Origin of the sequence: Amaricoccus macauensis (genome assembly GCF_049800915.1) — a bacterium.
In the GTDB taxonomy this organism is placed as follows: Bacteria; Pseudomonadota; Alphaproteobacteria; order Rhodobacterales; family Rhodobacteraceae; genus Amaricoccus; species Amaricoccus macauensis_A.
The window spans coordinates 185,262-204,974 of the sequence record NZ_JBNAFY010000005.1 but is presented as its reverse complement, the minus strand read 5'-3'; the positions used below and the strand labels follow the sequence as shown (position 1 = coordinate 204,974).

The window sequence follows — 19,713 nt, the reverse complement described above, 5'->3', positions numbered from 1 at the left end:
GCGCGGGAGGCAGCGGCTTTGCGCCTCGGCCTTCCCGCGCCCATTCGTCCTGCGAGGGCCCCCCGATGACGACAACCGACGAGATGCCCGCGGCGGGCGCATTCCGCCCCAGCATGCTCATCTACGATTCCCGCTACCGGTCCGTGACGATCCAGATCATCGCGCTGATCGGGTTTCTCGTCCTTTTCGGCTGGCTCGTCTCGAACACGATCGAGAACCTCAGCGCACTGGGCAAGCCGATCGCCTTCGGTTTCCTGTGGGAATCGGCCGGCTACGACATCAACCAGCGGCTTCTGGAATACGACTCCCAGGATAGCCACTGGCGCGCCGCCTTCATCGGGCTGCTCAACACGCTTCTAATCGCCATTCTCGGCTGCATCGCCGCCACGATTGTCGGGGTGATGGTCGGTGTCGCGCGGCTTTCGAGCAACTGGCTCGTCGCCCGCCTCATGTCGATCTATGTCGAGATGTTCCGCAACGTGCCGGTTCTGCTCTGGATCGTCTTTACCATGGCGATCCTGATCGAGACGCTGCCCGCGCCACGCGCGTTTCGCGGTGAGGATGCAACGGCGTCCATGCTGCTGAGCGACAGTGTCGCGATCACCAACCGCGGTGTCTACGTCCCCGAGCCGCTCTTCAGCCGCAGCCTGGGCGACATCCCCGTGTTCGGCGGGCTTTTCGAGGTGAGCCTCGATCTTCTGGCCATTCTCGCGGTGCTCGGTGCGGGGCTCTATGCCGCGCGCCTCGTGCGCCGGCGCGCCGATGCGATCCAGAACCGGACCGGGGAACGCCCCGTGACCTGGTATCTTCGTCTCGGTCTTGTGGTCGTGCCTCTGGCTGCGGTGCTGATCGCGCTCGGATTTCATCTCGGCTATCCGGCGCTCAAGGGATTCAATTTCCAGGGCGGCATCCATCTGCGCAATTCGCTGATCGCCCTCTGGCTTGCGCTCTCGCTCTACACGGCCGCCTTCATCGCCGAGATCGTGCGTGCAGGCATTCTCGCGGTATCGAAGGGCCAATCGGAGGCCGCGGCCGCGCTCGGCCTGAGGCCCGACCGGATCATGAAGCTGGTCGTCCTGCCCCAGGCCTTGCGGGTGATCGTGCCGCCGCTGATCTCGCAATACCTCAACCTGACGAAGAACTCCTCGCTTGCGATTGCCGTGGGCTACATGGATCTGACCGGGACGCTGATGGGGATCACGCTGAACCAGACCGGGCGCGAGCTCGAGACGGTGATGATGGGGATGCTGGTCTACCTGCTGATCTCGCTGTCGATCTCGGGCGTCATGAACCTCTACAACAGTTCCGTAAAGCTCAAGGAGCGTTGAGATGCAGGATCTGAGCTACGTCCGCACTGAGATGGTTCCGGAACAGGAACCGCCCGCCAGCGCCGTTGGGCTGTTCGGCTGGATGCGTGCGAACCTGTTCTCCGGGCCGCGCGACATCATCCTGACACTGGTTTCGCTCTATGTGATCTATGCCATCGGCTCGGAGGTGCTCGCCTGGTCGTTGCAGGATACGTGGGGTGCCACATCGCTGAGGGAATGCCGCGAGATCATTGCCGCAAGGCTCGGCCCGGACGCGCATGGAGCCTGCTGGGGGGTGATCCGCGAGCGTTACCCGCAGATGCTCTTCGGCTTCTATCCCAGCGAGTATTACTGGCGGCCGATCCTCGCGCTGGTGCTGCTTTTCGTGGCGCTGGCGCCGGTGCTGTTTTCCTCCGTGCCGCGTGGCTTGCGGTATTTCTCGCCCTTCTATCCGTTCATTGGCGCCTTCCTGCTCTGGGGCGGGTCGATCTGGCTGCCGCTTGCGGCGCTGGCGGGTTTCGTAATCGGATACCTTGCGCTGAACGCGGTCGGGTCTCGTTTCGGAACGCTGGCGGGAACCATCGCCTGCGTGCTGGCCGCGGTGGCGTGGTGGCTCTTTCTCGCCGGCCCGGTGGCTTCAGGTCTCCAGTCGATCGTGCCACTGGGGCTGGATGCGGTCCAGAGCCGGGCCTTCGGCGGGTTCATGCTCTCGATCACCATCGGGGTGGTCGCCATCGGCGCGTCGCTGCCGCTTGGTATTCTCCTGGCGCTCGGGCGTCAGTCGGACCTGCTGATCGTCCGCGGCCTCGCCATCGGTTTCATCGAGTTCATCCGCGGCGTGCCGCTCATCACGCTGCTTTTCGTCGCCTCCACGCTGCTCAACATCTTCATGCCACCGGGCACCAATTTCGACATCATCCTGCGCGTGATCATCATGGTGACGCTCTTTGCCTCGGCCTACATGGCGGAGGTGATCCGTGGCGGGCTTGCCGCATTGCCGCGCGGGCAGTACGAGGCGGCGGATTCGCTGGGCCTCGACTACTGGAAGGCGCAGCGGCTGATCATCATGCCGCAGGCGCTGAAGATCTCGATCCCCGGTATCGTCTCGACCTTCATCGGCGTCTTCAAGGACACGACGCTTGTTTCGATCATCGGTCTGCTCGATCCGCTGGGACTGACGAAATCCATTCTGGCCGATCAGGACTGGAACGGAATCGTGTGGGAGCTTTACGGTTTCATTGCCTTGCTCTTCTTCGTGTTCTGCTTTTCCATGTCCCGCTATTCGATGCATCTGGAGCGCAGGCTTCAGACCGGCCACCGCTGAGGAGCCCGATCCATGACCGAACCCGCCCATGAGATAACCGTAGATCGGGAGGTTGACCGAAACCAGATGACGGTTTCGGACGAGATCGCCATCGAGATCTCGGGCATGAACAAGTGGTATGGCCAGTTTCACGTGCTGCGCGATATCGACCTGACGGTGTATCGGGGCGAACGCATCGTGATCTGCGGTCCGTCGGGGTCGGGCAAGTCGACGCTGATCCGCTGCATCAACCGTCTGGAAGAGCACCAGAAGGGCAAGATCGTCGTTGACGGGACCGAGCTCACCTCGGATCTGAAGAACATCGACAAGATCCGCTCCGAGGTTGGCATGTGCTTCCAGCACTTCAACCTTTTCCCGCATCTCACGATCCTGGAGAACTGCACGCTGGCGCCGATCTGGGTCCGCAAGGTACCCCGGAAAGAGGCCGAGGAAACGGCGATGCATTACCTCGAGAAGGTGAAGATCCCCGAACAGGCCAACAAGTATCCCGGCCAGCTTTCGGGGGGGCAGCAACAGCGCGTGGCCATTGCGCGCTCGCTTTGCATGAAGCCCAAGATCATGCTTTTCGACGAGCCGACCTCGGCGCTCGATCCGGAGATGATCAAGGAAGTGCTCGAGACGATGATCGAACTGGCGGAAGAGGGCATGACCATGCTCTGCGTGACCCACGAGATGGGCTTCGCGCGGCAGGTCGCCAACCGTGTGATCTTCATGGATGCCGGGCAGATCGTCGAACAGAATGCGCCCGAGCCCTTCTTCAACAATCCGCAATCGGACAGGACGAAGCTTTTCCTGAGCCAGATCCTCGGGCATTAGCCCGGGTTGAAGGAGCCGGGGCCGGCGCATGTGCCCTGGTGGTTTGAAGCAAATGGTGCGGCCCTTTGGCCGCATTGCATTTTCCCCCGCCTGTTGGCGGGGCCCGGATCAAGATCCAAGGATCTTGATCCCACCTGCTCGATAGGACTTCTGCTTATATGAAATCCTTCGATGTCCAGGCGCGGGGCCGGCCCCCGCGCGTGATGTTTGGACGGGTCAGGCGCGCTTGACCGAGACATTCTGCGACACGAGTTCGGACATGCCATGGATGTTCATGAAGGCCACATCCGCCGCATCGCGCCCCACGCCGATCACCGCCATTTCGTCTGCCTGCGCCATGCCGGTCGGATCGACGAGGTGCCACGCGCCGCCGAGGTAGACTTCGGCCACCGCATGGAAATCCGGCGGCTCGACCGAGGGCGCGTAGACGCTGGCGAACCGGGCCGGGATGTCGGCGGCGCGGGCCAGCGCGATCAGAACATGGGCATAGTCGCGGCAGATGCCCTGGCGGGCGAGATAGGTGTCTGAGGCCATCGTGTTCTCGTCGCTCACGCCCGGCACGTAATCGAGGTGTTCCTCGATCCAGTCGCGGCAGGCCGCAATGAGCGCGCCGCCCGACAGGCCCTCGAAGTTCTGTTCGAGGATCTTGACGAAGCGGCTGGGCACGCAATAGCGCGAAGGCATCAGGTATTTGACGATCTCGCCGGGCAGGTCGGGAAGGTGCGGCGCCTCGAACTGCGCCAGATCCGCTGCGGTCCGGTTGAGGTCGACCTTCGCCGTGTAGGTGGCATTGAAGGTTTCCCCCGCTTCGATCCAGGACCGCTCGCCCACCGCCTCTTCGGCGGGAACCCGGGTTTCGCTGAGCGCGTCGGGCACGGTCAGCTCGCTTGTCAGAACCGTCTGTTCGGGGAGGCTGGCCGCCTCGATCTGGAGGAGGATGGTGGTCGGGCCGGGCCCGAGCTTGTATTCGAGTGTGGTCTCGATCTGAAGTTGCACGATCTGCCTTTCGCAAATGTTATGTGGCCGGCACACCCGAGAACGGAGGCGGGCTCCGCCGGGTGATGCGCCGGTTCAGGTCCATGTTGCAATGCCGCAAGGGGCGTGGAAGTTCCGGTTCAGTCGGGCGCGTCTTCCAGTAATTTGGGCACGATGAAGGCCGTGAGCCGTCCCGTTCCCCAGCCGATCTCTCGCCACGCGCTGCACTCGAAGTCGATCACCGAGACGGCCGAGGTCGGATAGCGGTCGAACTCGCTGTTGCGTGGGGTTTCCGCAAGCAAGCGGCGGGCAAAATCGCCGATACCCGGCTGGTGGCCCAGCATGAGGACGCAATCGGGGTCTGACGCGCCGCGCAGGCTCGACCGCATCGTGGTCGAGGATGCGTGGTAGAGTGCGCTCTGGAACTCCGCGGGGCAGGCGGGCACCTCGCCGCTGACACCGTCCCAAGTTTCGCGGGTGCGAAGGGCGCTGGAGACAAGCGCCAACTGTGGCAGGTATCCTTCCCGCGCCAGCCATTTTCCGATGGCCGGTGCATTCCGGCGGCCGCGCTTGTTCAGCGGCCGCTCGATGTCGGCCTGTCCGGGGTCGGACCAGCTGGACTTGGCATGGCGCATCAGGATCAGGCGTTTCATGTCACCTCCCTCTCACGATCACGCCCGCTTGAAAAGCCCGATTGCGCTTCAGTCGCGGCGAAAGGGCAGAAGGAGGCTCCACCCGAGGCGGCTGGGGCGGTCGTCACGCCATGAAAGGCCGGTTTCCATGCCGAGATGGCCGTTGCGGGGCTGGGCGCGGTAGGTGCCGAAGAGGCGGTCCCAGATCGAGAGCGAAAAGCCGTAGTTGTTATCGTGCTCGTCGCGGTGGATGGAGTGGTGGACGCGGTGCATGTCCGGTGTCACCACGACCTTGCGCAGGAGCGCGTCCACGCGGGGTGAGAGCGCGAGGTTGGCGTGGTTGAACATTGCCATGCCGTTGAGGAGGATCTCGAACAGGATCACGGCCAGCGCGGGGGGGCCGAGGACGTAGACGGCCCCGATCTTGAGGCCCATGGAGAGGGCGATCTCCACGGGGTGGAAACGTACGGCCGTTGTGACGTCGATGTCGAGATCGGCATGGTGCACGCGATGCAGCCGCCAGAGCAGCGGAACCTTGTGGGTGACGAGGTGCTGCGCCCAGATCAGCAGATCGAGCAGCAGGATCGAGATCACGACTTCGACCACGGGTGGCCAGGCGAGGGCGTTGAAGAGCCCCCAGCCGCGCGCCTCCGCGTCAATCGCAGCTCCGACCGCGAGGAGGGGGATCGCGATCGCCACGAGCCGCAGTGTGAGGCCATCGGCGATGACGATGCTCCAGTTGGTGAACCAGCGCGCGCGGCGCGGCTGGCTTCGGGCGCGGCGCGGCAACAGGGTTTCGACCGCGGCCAGCAGGGTGAAGAGGGCCAGGAACACCCCGAGCCGGATCAGAGCCTCATTTTCCATGAGGTGAAATTGGCGGTTTGCCGAGCGAGATCAAATCACTTTCGGACGATGAGGGTTCCGGCTCCGTCCTCGGTGAAGAGCTCGAGCAGGACCGCGTGGTCCTTGCGGCCATTGAGAATGACCACGGCATTCACACCGCCCTCGATGGCATCGAGCGCGGTCTGGGTCTTGGGGATCATGCCGCCCGAGATCACGCCGCTCAATGTCATGTCGCGGACCTCCTGCGCGGTGATCTCGCTGATGACCTCGCCGGCTTCGTTCTTCACGCCATCGACATCGGTGAGCAGGAGCAGGCGGTCGGCTTCCATGGCCGCCGCGATCGCACCCGCGGCGGTGTCGCCATTGACGTTGAAGGTCTCGCCCTTGCGGCCCATGCCCACGGGCGCAACCACGGGGATGAAATCGGAGCCGACGAAGCCCAGCAGCAGGTCGGGGTTGATCTCCACCGGCCTGCCGACGAAGCCGAGATCCACGACCGTTTCCACCCCGTCGCGCATGACGGTCTTGAGGTCCTTCTCGCAGATCATCAGATGGGCGTCCTTGCCCGAGAGCCCCACGGCCTGGCCGCCTTCGGCATTGATGGCCTGGACGATGGCCTTGTTGATCCGGCCCGCGAGGACCATCTCGACGACCTCGACCACCTCGGCATTGCTCACGCGTTTGCCGTCGATGAACTCGGACGGGATCTTGAGCCGCTCGAGCATCTCGTTGATCATCGGTCCGCCGCCATGCACGATGACGGGGTGGACGTTGCACTGCTTCATCAGGACGACGTCGCGGGCGAAGCGCTTCATCGCCTCCGCGTCCCCCATGGCGTGGCCGCCGAACTTGATGAGAATGGTCGAGCCGTCGTAGCGCTGCAGGTAGGGCAGGGCTTCGGAAAGCGTCTGGGCGGCGAGGAAATTCTCGCGCTCGCGGCCGGGCGACTTCTTCACTTTGTCGGTCTTCATGGCGGTCTCCGGCAGCTTGCGACGCTCTGTGACTTGCGCTCTGGATGTTCGGGGATACAGTCACAGAAAAACGGAGGCAAGAGATGAGCAAGCCAACATGTCTCGCATTGATCGCGGCGACCCTGGTTCTTGGAGCCTGCGCACCGCCGCCCGGTCCGGTGAGGGTGGAACCCGTTCCTGTGCCGGCGGCGAAGCCCGTGGCCCCGACCCTGGTTCCGGCACCCGCGCACGCACCGGGGGCACGCTGAGCCGGGCCCCGATCCGGGGCAGGACCTGAAACTGGGAGGAGAGAATGGGTGTGAGGATCACGGGGGCGATGCTGGCCGTCGGGCTGGCGGTCACGGCCTGCGCGCCGCAGCCGGTCTCCCAGGAGCCCGGCGCGAACGCGGGCAGCGATTATTGCGTCGGGCTCTACCAGCGCCTCGATTTCGCGAAGCAGCTGATGTCGACCCCGACCGGGGTTCGGGACAATGCGACGATACCGCCCACGCTCCGCACCCATATCGCCGCCCTGCAGCAGTACAAGTGCCTGACGCGGCCTGACGATCTGCGGTTGGCGGAGGAGGCGCCGGGGATCGAGAATTCCGGCGCGGCCATCGATCCGGTCACGATCCATGTGGGCGCGGTGACAGACATGGCGGCCGACGCGAATGCGCGCGAATTCTTCGAGAGCCGGGGCATCAAGACGCTGTCGGTCGGTCAGCCCGGACTGGGGCGGCGGATCTATATCGGGGCCTTCACGACTGCGGGAGGCCGCGATTCCGCCCTCGCACTTGCGCGTCAGGCCGGGTTCAACTGGCCCTATGTCATTACGTATGGGCCTTACATGCGGCCCTGAGGAGCCGAGATGTCGCGATACCAGAAGACGCTGACCGCCACCTGTCTCGTGGGGGCGGTCGGTCTCATGCTTGCCGCCTGCGCCGGGGCACCGCCGCAGGAATTCGGGGACCCTGCCACCTGCCGGGAGGCCTACCGGCAGTATGACAAGGCGTTGCGGAATGCCGGGCCTTCGGGGCGCCAGCAGCTGACGCCGGGTTCGACGGTGGACCGGACCGGGCAGCGGCTCATCACCAGCGGTTGCATCACGCGGCAGCACGATATTGCGGGGCTCGACACGAAAGCCGAGGCGCTCCAGCCCTTCGAGATCCGGAACTCCGGCGCGCCTGTGCGCGGGGCCGCGGTTCACGCCGGGATCGTGGATGGCTTCTCCACCCAGGCGCAGGTCTCGCAGTTCTTCGCCTCGCTCGGCTACAGGACACGCAGCATCGGCGCGCAGGGTGTCGGACGGCGGATCTATATCGGACCGTTTTCCAGCGAAGGTGCCATGGAGCAGGCCGTCGACGTGGCGCGGCAGGCGGGTTTCGTCAGCCCCTATGTGTCCGACAGGAAGTATTGACGCCGGTCAGGCCATGCCTGCGACGGTTGCGCGCAGGGTGGCCAGGCCCGATCCGGTCTGGGACGAGGTGACGATGATTTCGGGGTAGGCGGCGACGTGCCTGGCGAGCTTCGTCTTCGTTGCTTCGATGACCTTGTCCAACTCGCCCGCCTTCGGCTTGTCGGCCTTGGTGAGCACGACCTGGAAGGTGACGGCCGAGCGATCGAGCAGTTCCATGATCTCGGTATCAACGGCCTTGATGCCGTGGCGCGCATCGACCAGCACGAAGGCACGGCGCAGCGTCGCGCGCCCGGAGAGATACGCCTTCAGCAGCGCCTGCCATTTCTCGACCACGGGTTTTGGCGCTTCCGCGAAGCCATAGCCGGGCAGGTCCACGAGGTAATGCGTTTCGCCGAGTTCGAAGAAGTTGATTTCCTGGGTGCGACCGGGGGTGTTGGAGGCCCGCGCCAGTGCCTTGCGGCCCGTGAGCGCGTTGATGAGGCTGGACTTGCCGACATTCGAGCGGCCCGCGAAGCAGACCTCGAGGCGGTCTGGCGCGGGCAGGCCGTCCATAGCGACGACACCCTTGAGGAAATCGCAGGGGCCGGCGAAGAGCTTGCGCCCGGTCTCCGATGCGAACTGGTCCGGTTCCGGGGCGATGGTGAAGGACATCTTCATGTCAGGGCTGCTCTTTCCAGTGCGGGCAGGTCGGCGCCGCGAATCGCGTCGAGGCTGGCGGTGATCTTGGCGATCGGCCAGTCCCACCAGGCTATCTCGCAAAGGCGGTCGATGGTGGTTTCGTCAAAGCGGCGGCGGACGACGCGGGCCGGGTTTCCTGCAACCACCGCATAGGGCGGCACGTCCTGCGTGACGACGCTGCGCGCGGCGATGATGGCGCCGGGGCCGATGGTGACACCGGGCATCAGCACCGCTTCGGTGCCGATCCAGCTGTCCGCGCCGATCACCGTGTCGCCCTTGTAGCCGGCTTCCCATGTGGCGGGATCGAAGCCCTGCTCCCAGCCGTGGCCGAAAATGTTGAAGGGGAATGTGGAAAAGCCGGTCATCGCGTGGGTGCCGCCGTTCATGAAGATCTTCACGCCGGTGGCGATGGCGACGAAGCGGCCTATGACGAGACGGTCCCCGATGAAGTCGTAGTGGTGGAGGACGTTCTTTTCGAAGAACTCCGTGGCATCATCCGGATCGTCGTAATAGCTGAACTCGCCCACATCGACATTCGCAAGCCCTTCGGCAAGGGGGCGCAGGAAGACCACGCGCGGAAAGCCGGGCATGGGATGAAGCGTGTCGGGGGAGGGGCCGGTCATGCCAGGACCGCGGTGTCGTGAACCGCAACCTCGCCGCTTTCGGTCACCTGCGCGTAGACACCGAATTCGGAATGGCCGAAATCCTGGTCGAGCAGCCCGAGCGTGTCCACGTCGATCTTGCCAGTGTCGGGGTTCGCGGCGGTGGCCATGCAGCGGGTGATCGGCTCGCGCACGAGGAACGTCGCGCTTCCGATGCGGATCTCCTTGCCCACGAGATCGAACTCCGCCCAGGTCTCCAGCCCGTCGAGCCAGATATTGCCGCGAAACCGTTCCTCCGAGAGCCGGCGCCCGGCCTTTGCCTCGAGCGCGCGCAGGCTTGCCTGGTTGAGAATCGCCACGGACGGGAAGGAACTGTCGGTCATGCCCGCGTCCCTTGTGCGGACCACGGCCCTGGGGAGCGCCCGGCCGGGGTTGGACAAGGGCGTGACCCAGGCGATCAGGCGCGCTGCGTCCTCCGCATTGTCGGGGCAGATCTCTATCGGTTCGGCATCCGGGTGAGTGAGCCGGATGCGGCGTTCGCTTTCATCCGTTTCGGCGCGGATCGCCATGAGACCGGGCGATTTGGCACCGCGGCTGAAGTTGTTGCAATTCACCCAGCCGACAGCTTCATCGGTCGCCACTTTCGAGGCTTCGTGCGCGATGGCCCAGATCCTGTCCCACGGCATGGTCTGTCCCGCCTCGAAGCGGGACGACTGCACGGCCTCGACGCCGTGGGCCTTGATCGGGTGCCGCCAGAGACTGGCGACATGGGCCCGGATCACGGCGGCGGCCTCGTTCACGGCTGATCAGCCTCTTTCTTCTTGTGAGGCAGGATGTTGCCGAGGATGTCCGGCTTCACGCCCTGGCTGCGCATGATGATATACTGCTGGGTGAAGGTGATGATGTTGTTGAACACCCAGTAGATCACGAGGCCGGAGGCGAACTGGCCCAGCATGAACATGAAGATCCAGGGCATCCAGTTGAAGATCATCGCCTGGGTCTTGTCCGTGGGCGCCGGGTTCAACTTCATCTGGAGCCACATGGAAGCACCCATGAGGACCGGCCAGACACCGATGGAGATGATGGCGAAGAAGCTGGTTGCGTCCGGAGCACCCCAGGGCAGCAGGCCGAAGAGGTTCAGGATCGAGGTCGGGTCAGGCGCGCTGAGGTCCTGGATCCAGCCGAAGAACGGCGCGTGACGCAGTTCCAGCGTGACGAAGATCACCTTGTAGAGCGAGAAGAAGATCGGGATCTGCAACAGGATCGGCAGACAGCCTGCAGCCGGATTGACCTTCTCGCGCTTGTAGAGGGCCATGACCTCCTGCTGCATCTTCATCCGGTCCTCGCCGGCGCTTTCCTTGATCTTCTCCATCTCGGGCTGAAGCAGCTTCATCTTCGACATGGAGACGTAGGACTTGTAGGCAAGCGGGAAGAGCAGGGCCTTGATGAGCAGCGTCAGGCAGATGATCGCCACGCCCATGTTGCCGAGCCAGCTGTTGAGGTAGTGCAGCGCGATGAAGATCGGCTTGGTGAGGAAGAAGAACCAGCCCCAGTCGATCGAATCCACGAAGCGGTCGATCCCGAGCGTGTTCTGGTAGTAGCGGATCTCTTCCCATTCCTTGGGCCCGGCGAAGAGGTAGCTGCTGCTCTCCACGGTCGTGCCCGGTGCGACGCTCTGGACCGGCAGGCGCATGTCGGTCTGGAAGGTGTTCGTCGCCTGGGTGTATTTCGTGACGGCGGTGAAGGCCTGTCCGGGCGAGGGAACCAGCGTCGACATCCAGTAGTGGTCGGTGAAGCCGATCCAGCCGTTGGCTTCGATCTGCTTGCGCTCGGCGGCGGCGCGCTCGGCCGGATCGACGGCGAAATCCTCGACATCGTCGTAATCGATCTCGGAAAGCTCGCCATCGGCCATTTCGATGACGCCCTCGTGAAGAATGTAGAAGTTCTTCAGGTTCTGCGGGATTCCGTGCCGGGCAATGATGCCGTAGGGGGCGACGCGCACTTCCGAGCCGGTGGTGTTCTCCACCGACTGGGTCATGGTGAACATGTATTCGTCATCGACCGAGATCACGCGGCGGAAGATGAGGCCCTGGCCATTGTCCCAGACCAGCGTGACGGGGCTGTCTTCGCTCAGAAGGTCGCCCTCCTCGACTTCCCATTCGGTCGTCGGGCCTGGAACGGCGTCGAAGGACAGTCCGCCGCCCGGCGCCCAGCCGTAGAGCGCATAGTAAGCGTCATTCGCGCCGGCGGGCGAGAAGAGCGTCACGTCCGGAGAATTCTGTTCTATCGTAACGTGATAGTCGAGAAAGCTCAGGTCGTCGATGCGGCCACCGGTCAGGGAGAGCGAGCCGGTGAGCTTGTTCGTCTCGATCGGAACGCGCGGCGCGCGCTCAAGTGCAGCCGCCCGGCTCACGGTTTCCGAGGCCCCGATCTGGGGCGCGGTTTCGCCCCCTTCGGCGGCAGGCGTCGTGATCCCGTCGGCGGTCTGGACCGTTTCGGTCGGGGCAGGCTGGGGCGCCTGCTCGGGCGGCGGGAAAAGCAAAAACCAGACGAGGATGACTGCGAAGCTGAGCGCGGTCGCCAGGATCAGGTTTCTGTTCTGGTCGTCCATGTGAACGGCTCCGGTCAGATCTTAGAATTCCGACTGGGGTTCAACAGGTGCAGGCGCGAAACGTCAAGGTATATTCGGATCGAGGAAAGCGGAGTTGTCCGGTTCCTCCTCCGGCTGGGCCGCTTCGCAATGGGAGCGGAGCCAGTCGAAGGTCGCCTCGAGGGACATCGGCTTGGCGATCTTGTAGCCCTGGCCGAAATCGCACCCCAGCTGCTTCAGCATGTCCTGCGCTTCCTGGGTTTCGATGCCTTCGGCGAGGGTGGAGATGCCGAGCGCGCGGGCCATGGCGATCATGGAGGAGGTGAGCTGTTGCTGCTCGCTCGAGGTCTCGATGCCGAGCACGAAGCTGCGGTCGATCTTGATGCGGTTAACCATGAAGCGTCTGAGGTTCGAGATCGACGCGTGCCCGGTGCCGAAATCGTCCAGTTCGATCATGAAGCCCGCCGAGGCGAGGCCGCGCAGGTTGCGCACCACCATATCGGCATCGCTCTTGATGAGCACCGTTTCGAGCACTTCGATGGAGAGCCTGTCGGGATCGACATCGAACCGCTCGGTGTCCCATTTGATCTTCTCGATCAGGCGCGGGTTGCGCAGCTGGGCGAGGGCGAAGTTGACCCCCACCTTGGGCACCGGAATGCCCGCGGCGTCCCAGGCGGTGAGCGCTTCGAGGGAGCGGGTGAGCACGACCTCTCCGAGGCGCTCGGTCAGGTCGGTCTGCTCGGCGAGATCGAGGAAGGCGGCAGGCGTGAGGAGGCCATCGCGAGGGTGTTCCCAGCGCACCAGTGCCTCGAAGCCTGCGAGCGTGTTGTTCGTGAGGTCGATCTGCGGCTGGAAGAAGGCGATGATCTCGCCATGTTCGAGGCCGTGGACGAGTTCGGCGTAGAGCGTTTCGCGCCGTTTCACCTCTTCGCGCTGTTCGGGGTTGAAGTAGCGAATCAGCCCCGCATTCTCGGCCTGGGCCTCGCTGAGCGCGATGGCGGCATTGGCGAGGATCAGGTCGGGGTCGGCTTCGTCGTCAGACATGAGCGTGATGCCGATGCTGCAGCTGAGCTGCTTCGCGCCACCCCGGACCGAGAAGGGTTTCGTGAGCACGGCCTGCAATCTCTGCGCGATGGTGGCGACCGAGTGGCCATCGGCCAGTTCACCGGTCACCACGACGAAGTCGTCATTGCCGAGATAGGCGGCGAAATCGCCGGCACGGAGGGTCTGCTGGATGCGGCGTGCCGCGATACGGAGCACCTCCTCGATCACGCGCGTCCCGAGCGTCTCGCGCAGGACCTTGAAGCGGTCGAAATCGATCCGCAGCACCGCCGTTTGCGTGCCGCGGCGCTCCTCACCGGCGACGAGCCGGGAGATATAGGCGTGCAGGTAGGCCCCGTTGGGCATTCCGGTCAGCGGATCGTGCAGGAGCCGGAACCGGTTTTCGCGTTCGTTTTCGTAGGACTTGGCGACCCATTCGCGGATGCTGCGGCGGGCCGGTCGGATCACCATCAGGAAGACGCAGCCCAGGGCTGTGAGCTGTGTCGCGATTGAAACTCCGACGGTCCAGAGGCTGCTTCGATGCCGCAGGTCCGCATGGGCCCGATCGGTGACGGCAATGAGGTCAAGGGCGGGGAGGATCTCGTTCTCGATCCTGCCGGATAGGGCCTGGGCGGCCTCGAGGCTGGGCGGGTCTATCCGGGCGAGGTCGAGACCCTGCGTCACGACCGCATCTATGGCCACAGACAGTTCGGCGTCGCCGGGCATCGGGGGCTCGGAGCCAAAGCCGAGAAAGGCGCCCGTACCGCCGATCTCCTCCCTGTTCAGCATTTCCCGGCGGCGGTCTTCCGTGGTCGCGAGCCGCTCGACATCCCAGGCAAGCCGCGTGCGGGTCTTTCGGCTTTCGGAACCGTCCGCGACGAGGACGAGCCGGTCAATCGTCGTGATCACGGTGCGCGCGGCGGCGGCCTCGTTGGCGCTGGCCAGCGCCATCTCGTTGGCTTGCTGCTGGTTGTAGAGTGCGCGGCCGATCGCGAGGTGGGACAAGAGGAACGCCGCGAGGCACACGGTCACGAGGACCATGGTGACTCGTTGAAACTGCCGGTCCGGTGCGAGGCCCGGAGGGGAATTCGCTTGCGACGTCATGGAGATGAGCGTAGCGCATTTTCCGCGAGCCATTCGTTAACCCCGCGTCGATGCGAGGGAAGAAATCGCCGAAAATTTTAGCTAAATCCTGCGTGCATCTCTTGAGGGTAGCGCCAGGACCTATAACGCGCTGAAATCGAAGAGATTCGGATCGAGAAGGTGGCTCGGGTTCGCCTGGGTGAGCGCGCGGAAAATGATCTGCCGGCGACCGGGGGAGCGGGTCTCCCACTCATCCACCATGCGTTTGATCTGCAACCTTTGAAGACCGTCCTGGCTGCCGCAGAGATTGCACGGAATGATGGGGTAATTCATCGAGCGGGCGAACTTCTCGCAATCGGCTTCCGCGACATGGGCAAGCGGACGCATTACGTAGACATCGCCTTCGTCGTTCAGCAGTTTCGGTGGCATTGCCGCGAGCTTTCCGCCGTGGAAGAGGTTGAGCAGGAAGGTCTCGATGATGTCGTCGCGGTGGTGGCCGAGCACGATGGCCTGGCAGCCCTCTTCGCGGGCGATCCGGTAGAGATGGCCACGCCGGAGCCGGGAACAGAGCGCGCAGTAGGTCTTGGCCTCAGGCACCTTGTCGGTGACGATGGAATAGGTGTCCTGATACTCGATGCGGTGCGGAACGCCCATGTTTTCAAGGAATTGCGGCAAGACGGTGGCCGGAAAACCGGGCTGGCCCTGGTCGAGGTTGCAGGCGAGGATATCCACCGGCAGGAGCCCGCGCCATTGCAGTTCCGCGAGAACGGCGAGGAGCGTGTAGCTGTCCTTGCCGCCCGAAAGGCAGACAAGCCAGCGCTCACCCCGGCGGACCATGCCATAGGTTTCGATGGCTTCGCGGGTCTGGCGCACGATCCGCTTGCGCAGTTTCTTGAACGCCGTCGTGGTGGGCGCGCCATGAAACAGGGGGTGGATTTCGTTCTCGTCGAGCATGGGGAGGGCCTTACAGGACAAGCCCTGCCTTGGGCAAGCACACGCTGCGCGGGGGGGAGCGGAAACGGCCCGTATGGAAACGGTATGGAATCGATATGGAAAACGTATGGCAAGTGAAAAGGTCGGTCTTTCGCTCCGCAATCACCAAAGCAGGGGGCATTCCGCCCGCTTCGCCGCCTGCATCCAGGCGCGGGCGGTAGCCTTCGGGTCTGCCGGTTCAACGGCTGCGCCGTCCTCCGCTTCGCTGCGGCCTTGCGGTGATCCGGGCATTTCCCGCAGGCGACCCTTGCCCGCGATGCAGGCTCATACGAAGCAGGGGAACTGGAAGACGCCACTCCGGGGGGCGGGCGCTATTCCCAGCCGGTCCAGTCCACCCAGCGGCCGTGATAATCGGCCCGGCCAAGCCGGTGCGTTTCGCCGCCCGGCCAGAGGGTGAGGAGGATGGCGCCACCGGGATCGCGGCCATCGCCTTCGAACCTGAGCCACGCGAGAGGCGCTTCGGGTGTGGCGCGGTTGCCGGCCTCGGACAGCAGTTCGACCGCGCTCACCTTGGCGAAACGGTTGAGATACTGCCAGAAGACGCTGTGATAGACGACATGGACCGAGCCTTGGAGGCGGAGCGCCAGCCGGTCCGTCAGCCAGTCGAGGGCGTCGCGGGTGATGATCTGGATGCCGGTGTCACGGGTCAGGTCCATGGCGGCATTGATCCGCTCCATGCGCTCGACCTGATCCGCCCAGATGTAGGACTGCATGCGCAGCCTGTCGGGCGGCTCGCGCAGATCGGTGGGGACGTGATCACATCCGGCGCGTTCGAGCACCTTGGCATCGACGAGCGGCGGCGGCGGGCCGCTCCATTCCGGTGCAATGGTGACAGGTGCGGTCTTCGGTCCCCATTCCGCGTCGCCGAAGCGGTAGGAATACCGGTCCCAGATCAGGTTGAGGCCGGCGCTCGCGCCAAGCTCGGAGGTCACAAGCGGCAGGCCGATCCGGTCCGCGATGGTGAGGAAACCGGGGCAGAGGGCCGCGCTGCGCATGCATTCATTGGTCTGCGGCGGCCAGGACAGCCGGTTGAGAATGTAGCGCGGAAACCGATCAATGGTGCCGCATATGGCGTCCCACAGGGCATCGTCCGTGATGTTCTCGTGGTTGGGCGGGTAAAGCGCCGCAAGTTCGGGCGCGCGTTCCTCGAGAACAAGACCGTGCAGCGCGGCCGTGAACCTCAGGGGCAGGGCATCGGATCGCTTCGACGGATCCCCCTTCCACGCCAGAATGCGACGGGCCACGTCGCTGTCGGCCTCGAGGCGCTCGGCGACGATGCGGCAGACGCGCGCGGTGAAGGGCGATCCGAGACGATCGCAGGATTCGGCCTGGACGATGAAGGCCTGGCGCGCCGTCAACGGAACTTCTCCGCAAGCTTGCGCAGAAGGCTCTGGGTGTCGTTAGCGGGTTCTTCCTCGGGGGCAGGCGCCTTGGGCTTCGGTGGCGCTGCCGCGGGCCGGGTGGCCTCCTTCGGCTTGCGCTCGGGTTTTGCAGGCGCGGTTCGCCGGCTGACCGCGTTCATGAAGGCGGAGGTGTCGCCGGTGGCAAGCGCCGGGGCGCCCTCGGCGATGCCTTCGAGGAGCGGTTCGAGCCAGTCGTGTTCGAACTTGGCGAAATCGCCTAGAACGTAGTTCGAGACCAGCTTCTTGTTGCCCGGGTGGCCGATCCCGATCCGCACGCGCCGAAAATCCGGGCCGAGATGCCCTGCAATCGAGCGCAACCCGTTGTGGCCTGCATGGCCGCCGCCGGATTTCACCCGCAGCTTGCCGGGGCCGAGATCGAGTTCGTCGTGAAAGACGGTGATGTCTTCGGGGGCGAGCTTGTAGAAGGCCGCTGCCGCCTGAACGCTGTCGCCGGAGCGGTTCATGAAGGTGTCGGGCTTGAGGAGAAGGATTTTCTCGGTGCCCAGGCGACCTTCCGCGAGCTGGCCCGAGAATTTCGCGCGCCATGGCCCGAATCCGTGGGCCTCGGCGATCGCTTCCACAGCCATGAAGCCGACATTGTGCCGGTTTCGGGCGTATTTCTCGCCGGGATTGCCGAGACCTGCAAAGAGCTTCACGAAACGAACCTCCAGAAACGAAAGACGCGCCGAGGTTTATACCGCAGCGCGTCATCAATTGGCAAAGCGAGAGTGCAGAATTTACTCTTCTGCGGCCTCGCCTCCGTCTTCGTCCGCATCGCCCTCGGACGACTTGAGGCCGGACGGTGCCTGGATGTTCGCGATCACGAAGTCACGGTCGATCGTCGGACGCACGCCCTTGGGCAGGTCGACGTTCGAGATGTGGATCGTGTCGTTGATGTCGAGGCCGGTCAGGTCGACGGTGACGTGGTCCGGGATGTTTCCGGCGGTCACGACGAGTTCGACTTCCTGGCGGACGACGGTGAGAACGCCACCGCGCTTGATGCCGGGAGCGGCTGCGTGGTTGATGAACTCGACGGGGATGTGGAGGTTGATCCGGGTGCGCTCGGTGAGACGCAGGAAGTCCACATGGGTCGGCAGGTCGCGCAGCACGTCGCGCTGGACGGCGCGGCAGATCACGCGGTTGTCCTTGCCGTCGACCTTCACGTTGAGAAGGGTCGACAGGAACTTGCCCGCCTTGAGCCGCTTGAGCAGCTCGTTATGCTTCACGTTGATCGACTGCGGATCGGTGCCGCCGCCGTAGATGACGCCGGGAACAAGTCCCGCCTGACGTGCCCTGCGAGCGGCCCCCTTGCCGCTTTCGGTGCGCGCCGTGGCGTCGAGAACGGGTGTCTCAGCCATTGGCCTGGTCTCCATAAATTGACATGCGGCAGGCTTCCTCCAAGGGTGTAGGCCCGCCGGAGCCGCGCGCTTAGCCGAATTGGGGCGGGAAGGGAAGCGGAATCTGCAATTGGGCCCTGCCTGCGCCCGCGCCTGCACTTGACTCTGTCGGGGCGCTTGGTCATAAGGCGCGCTCCCGGCACTCAAAGGGGTGTGCGGGAGATTTCGCTTGAACGAAGCGCGCAGTTTGCAGGCGCGGAGGCGGGGCCTTCGCATCAACGCCGGGAGACCGGGGCCACAGGACGCGGCAAAGAGAGAAGGAACACGCGTATGTTCGCGGTGGTGAAAACCGGAGGCAAGCAATACAAGGTTGCAGCCGGCGATATCGTGACGGTCGAGAAGCTGGCAGCCGATGCCGGTGAGGCCGTGGAATTCGACCAGGTGCTCATGGTGGGCGGCGATAGCCTGACCATCGGTGCGCCGCTCGTGGAAGGTGCTGCTGTCAAGGCCGAGGTGGTCGAGCAGTTCCGTGGCGAGAAGGTCATCAAGTTCGTGAAGCGTCGGCGCAAGCACTCCTCGCAGCGCAAGCGGGGACACCGTCAGTATCTGACGCGTGTGCGGATCACCGACATCGTGACCGGTGGTGGTGCGAAGGCTGCGCAGGCCGAAGCGGCACCCGAGACGTCCGAAGCGGAATAAGGAGAGGGCTCCATGGCACACAAGAAGGCAGGCGGTTCGTCCCGCAACGGTCGCGACAGCGCAGGGCGCCGTCTCGGCATCAAGAAATTCGGTGGTGAAGCCGTGATCCCGGGCAACATTCTCGCACGTCAGCGCGGCACCAAGTGGTGGCCGGGCACGGGCGTCGGCATGGGCCGCGACCACACCATCTTCGCCGTCGAGGAAGGCCGCGTGTCCTTCCACAAGGGCTTCAAGGGCCGCACCTTCATTTCGGTGCTCCCGGCTGCCGAGGCTGCCGAGTAAGGGCCAGCCCGCAGGATCGAGCTTATGGGGCCGGCGGGATGCGTCGGCCCCTTTGCGTTTGGTGCGAACGCTGGTCGGGCTTTTGTGGTCTGGTAGGGAAATTCGTGCTATACCAAAGCTTTGGAGTGGGAACCTGACCCGGTGCGAACGTTGTCGGGGGGTCATCTGCATCAGGGGAGGGGTAAGGACGTGCTGGAAGAGATTGTGATGGAACATGAAATCGCATCCGACCGTCTGCGGCTGCGTCCGTTGCGGCCGGCCGATGCCGGTCCTCTCGGGCTCTACGCGAGCGATGCCCGCGTGGCGCGGATGACGACGCTGATCCCGCATCCCTATCCGCCGGGCCAGGCGGAGAGCTTCATCCGGCGCGTGCTGAGCGGCAAGACCGGCGAGCACATCTGGGCCATCACCATGGGTGAGGACGGCCAGGGCGGTTTCATGGGGATCGTGCGGCTGCGGCCCTCGGGCGACCGGCGCGCGGGCATCACCTACTGGGTCGCGCCGGCCTTCTGGGGCACGGGCTATGCCACCGAGGCGGTGCGCGCGATCTGCGCGGCGGCGCCGGACTGGGGCATCGATACCGTCACGGCGCAGGTCTTCCAGGACAACGAGGCCGCGATCAAGCCGCTTCTGCGCAACGGTTTCACCTTTGACGGGCCGGGCGAGGCGCATTCGGTCGCGCGCGGGGCAATCGTGCCCACTTTCGATTACAGCAAGGATTGCCGCGCCGGCTGAGTTGGT

20 protein-coding genes and 1 pseudogene are annotated in these 19,713 nt (G+C 64.5%); 8 read left to right on the top strand and 13 right to left on the bottom strand.

Annotated elements, in window-relative coordinates; translation table 11 throughout:
* Positions 1-65 precede the first annotated feature (65 nt).
* Genes ACP15W_RS14335 through ACP15W_RS14325 form a run of 3 tightly spaced genes read left to right on the top strand, consistent with a single transcriptional unit; the run spans position 66 to position 3,447 of the window.
* A complete protein-coding gene (locus tag ACP15W_RS14335) occupies positions 66-1,328 on the top strand; it encodes an amino acid ABC transporter permease (protein WP_424933593.1) in 1,263 nt (420 codons plus the stop codon).
* A gap of 1 nt (position 1,329) precedes the next feature.
* Positions 1,330-2,631: an amino acid ABC transporter permease gene (locus tag ACP15W_RS14330; RefSeq protein ID WP_424933592.1), complete on the top strand. Its 1,302-nt coding sequence runs from the start codon at positions 1,330-1,332 to the stop codon at positions 2,629-2,631.
* Positions 2,632-2,643: 12 nt separating this feature from the next.
* Positions 2,644-3,447, top strand: coding sequence for an amino acid ABC transporter ATP-binding protein (locus tag ACP15W_RS14325; protein WP_424933591.1), 804 nt, complete (start codon positions 2,644-2,646; stop codon positions 3,445-3,447).
* 216 nt (positions 3,448-3,663) lie between these two features.
* Here ACP15W_RS14325 and ACP15W_RS14320 read toward each other — a convergent pair whose 3' ends face one another.
* The 4 genes from ACP15W_RS14320 to argB all read right to left on the bottom strand — a co-directional run bounded on the left by ACP15W_RS14320 (position 3,664) and on the right by argB (position 6,868).
* Positions 3,664-4,443 (bottom strand): transglutaminase-like domain-containing protein, encoded by a 780-nt coding sequence (locus tag ACP15W_RS14320; RefSeq protein WP_424933590.1) that lies wholly within the window; start codon positions 4,441-4,443, stop codon positions 3,664-3,666.
* Between the two features lie 119 nt (positions 4,444-4,562).
* Positions 4,563-5,075 (bottom strand): SixA phosphatase family protein, encoded by a 513-nt coding sequence (locus ACP15W_RS14315; RefSeq protein ID WP_424933589.1) that lies wholly within the window; start codon positions 5,073-5,075, stop codon positions 4,563-4,565.
* Positions 5,076-5,123: 48 nt separating this feature from the next.
* A complete protein-coding gene (locus tag ACP15W_RS14310; RefSeq protein WP_424933588.1) occupies positions 5,124-5,918 on the bottom strand; it encodes a sterol desaturase family protein in 795 nt (264 codons plus the stop codon).
* Between the two features lie 35 nt (positions 5,919-5,953).
* A complete protein-coding gene (argB, locus tag ACP15W_RS14305) occupies positions 5,954-6,868 on the bottom strand; it encodes an acetylglutamate kinase (protein WP_424933587.1) in 915 nt (304 codons plus the stop codon).
* A 292-nt stretch (positions 6,869-7,160) separates the two neighbouring features.
* On the opposite strand from argB, the gene ACP15W_RS14300 reads away from it, so the two are divergent.
* On the top strand, positions 7,161-7,706 hold the full coding sequence (locus ACP15W_RS14300; protein WP_424933586.1) for a hypothetical protein: 546 nt from the start codon (positions 7,161-7,163) through the stop codon (positions 7,704-7,706).
* A gap of 9 nt (positions 7,707-7,715) precedes the next feature.
* The gene (locus tag ACP15W_RS14295; RefSeq protein ID WP_424933585.1) at positions 7,716-8,264 is read left to right on the top strand and encodes a hypothetical protein; all 549 of its coding nucleotides are present in this window, start codon (positions 7,716-7,718) and stop codon (positions 8,262-8,264) included.
* Between the two features lie 6 nt (positions 8,265-8,270).
* On the opposite strand, the gene yihA is transcribed toward ACP15W_RS14295, so the two are convergent.
* The 9 genes from yihA to ACP15W_RS14250 form a co-directional block, all read right to left on the bottom strand.
* On the bottom strand, positions 8,271-8,921 hold the full coding sequence (yihA, locus tag ACP15W_RS14290) for a ribosome biogenesis GTP-binding protein YihA/YsxC (RefSeq protein WP_424933584.1): 651 nt from the start codon (positions 8,919-8,921) through the stop codon (positions 8,271-8,273).
* The gene (locus ACP15W_RS14285; RefSeq protein WP_424933583.1) at positions 8,918-9,565 is read right to left on the bottom strand and encodes a CatB-related O-acetyltransferase; all 648 of its coding nucleotides are present in this window, start codon (positions 9,563-9,565) and stop codon (positions 8,918-8,920) included. Before ACP15W_RS14285 ends, yihA begins: the two co-directional genes overlap by 4 nt.
* Positions 9,562-10,344 (bottom strand): MOSC domain-containing protein, encoded by a 783-nt coding sequence (locus ACP15W_RS14280; RefSeq protein WP_424933582.1) that lies wholly within the window; start codon positions 10,342-10,344, stop codon positions 9,562-9,564. The genes ACP15W_RS14285 and ACP15W_RS14280 overlap by 4 nt, the downstream gene beginning before the upstream one ends.
* Complete coding sequence (gene yidC, locus ACP15W_RS14275) at positions 10,341-12,155, bottom strand: membrane protein insertase YidC (protein ID WP_424933581.1); 1,815 nt, start codon at positions 12,153-12,155, stop codon at positions 10,341-10,343. The genes ACP15W_RS14280 and yidC overlap by 4 nt, the downstream gene beginning before the upstream one ends.
* 63 nt (positions 12,156-12,218) lie before the next feature.
* Positions 12,219-14,216, bottom strand: coding sequence for a putative bifunctional diguanylate cyclase/phosphodiesterase (locus tag ACP15W_RS14270; RefSeq protein WP_424933580.1), 1,998 nt, complete (start codon positions 14,214-14,216; stop codon positions 12,219-12,221).
* 183 nt (positions 14,217-14,399) lie between these two features.
* Positions 14,400-15,212, bottom strand: a complete 813-nt coding sequence (ttcA, locus tag ACP15W_RS14265; RefSeq protein ID WP_424933579.1) for a tRNA 2-thiocytidine(32) synthetase TtcA — start codon at positions 15,210-15,212, stop codon at positions 14,400-14,402.
* 350 nt (positions 15,213-15,562) lie between these two features.
* Positions 15,563-16,609, bottom strand: a complete 1,047-nt coding sequence (locus ACP15W_RS14260; protein WP_424933578.1) for a DUF2332 domain-containing protein — start codon at positions 16,607-16,609, stop codon at positions 15,563-15,565.
* Entirely contained in the window at positions 16,606-17,310 is a 705-nt protein-coding gene (gene pth, locus ACP15W_RS14255) for an aminoacyl-tRNA hydrolase (RefSeq protein ID WP_424933577.1), read from the bottom strand. The genes ACP15W_RS14260 and pth overlap by 4 nt, the downstream gene beginning before the upstream one ends.
* A gap of 81 nt (positions 17,311-17,391) precedes the next feature.
* Entirely contained in the window at positions 17,392-18,012 is a 621-nt protein-coding gene (locus ACP15W_RS14250) for a 50S ribosomal protein L25/general stress protein Ctc (RefSeq protein WP_424933576.1), read from the bottom strand.
* Between the two features lie 309 nt (positions 18,013-18,321).
* Between ACP15W_RS14250 and rplU the strand changes: the two are divergent.
* The 3 genes and pseudogenes from rplU to ACP15W_RS14235 form a co-directional block, all read left to right on the top strand.
* A pseudogene (gene rplU / locus ACP15W_RS14245) lies at positions 18,322-18,684 on the top strand (50S ribosomal protein L21); the annotation flags it as partial.
* Between the two features lie 18 nt (positions 18,685-18,702).
* Positions 18,703-18,972 (top strand): 50S ribosomal protein L27, encoded by a 270-nt coding sequence (gene rpmA, locus ACP15W_RS14240; protein ID WP_424933575.1) that lies wholly within the window; start codon positions 18,703-18,705, stop codon positions 18,970-18,972.
* A 189-nt stretch (positions 18,973-19,161) separates the two neighbouring features.
* Positions 19,162-19,707 carry a GNAT family N-acetyltransferase gene (locus tag ACP15W_RS14235; protein WP_424933574.1) on the top strand — a complete coding sequence of 182 codons (546 nt, stop codon included), beginning with the start codon at positions 19,162-19,164 and terminating at the stop codon, positions 19,705-19,707.
* Positions 19,708-19,713 lie beyond the last annotated feature (6 nt).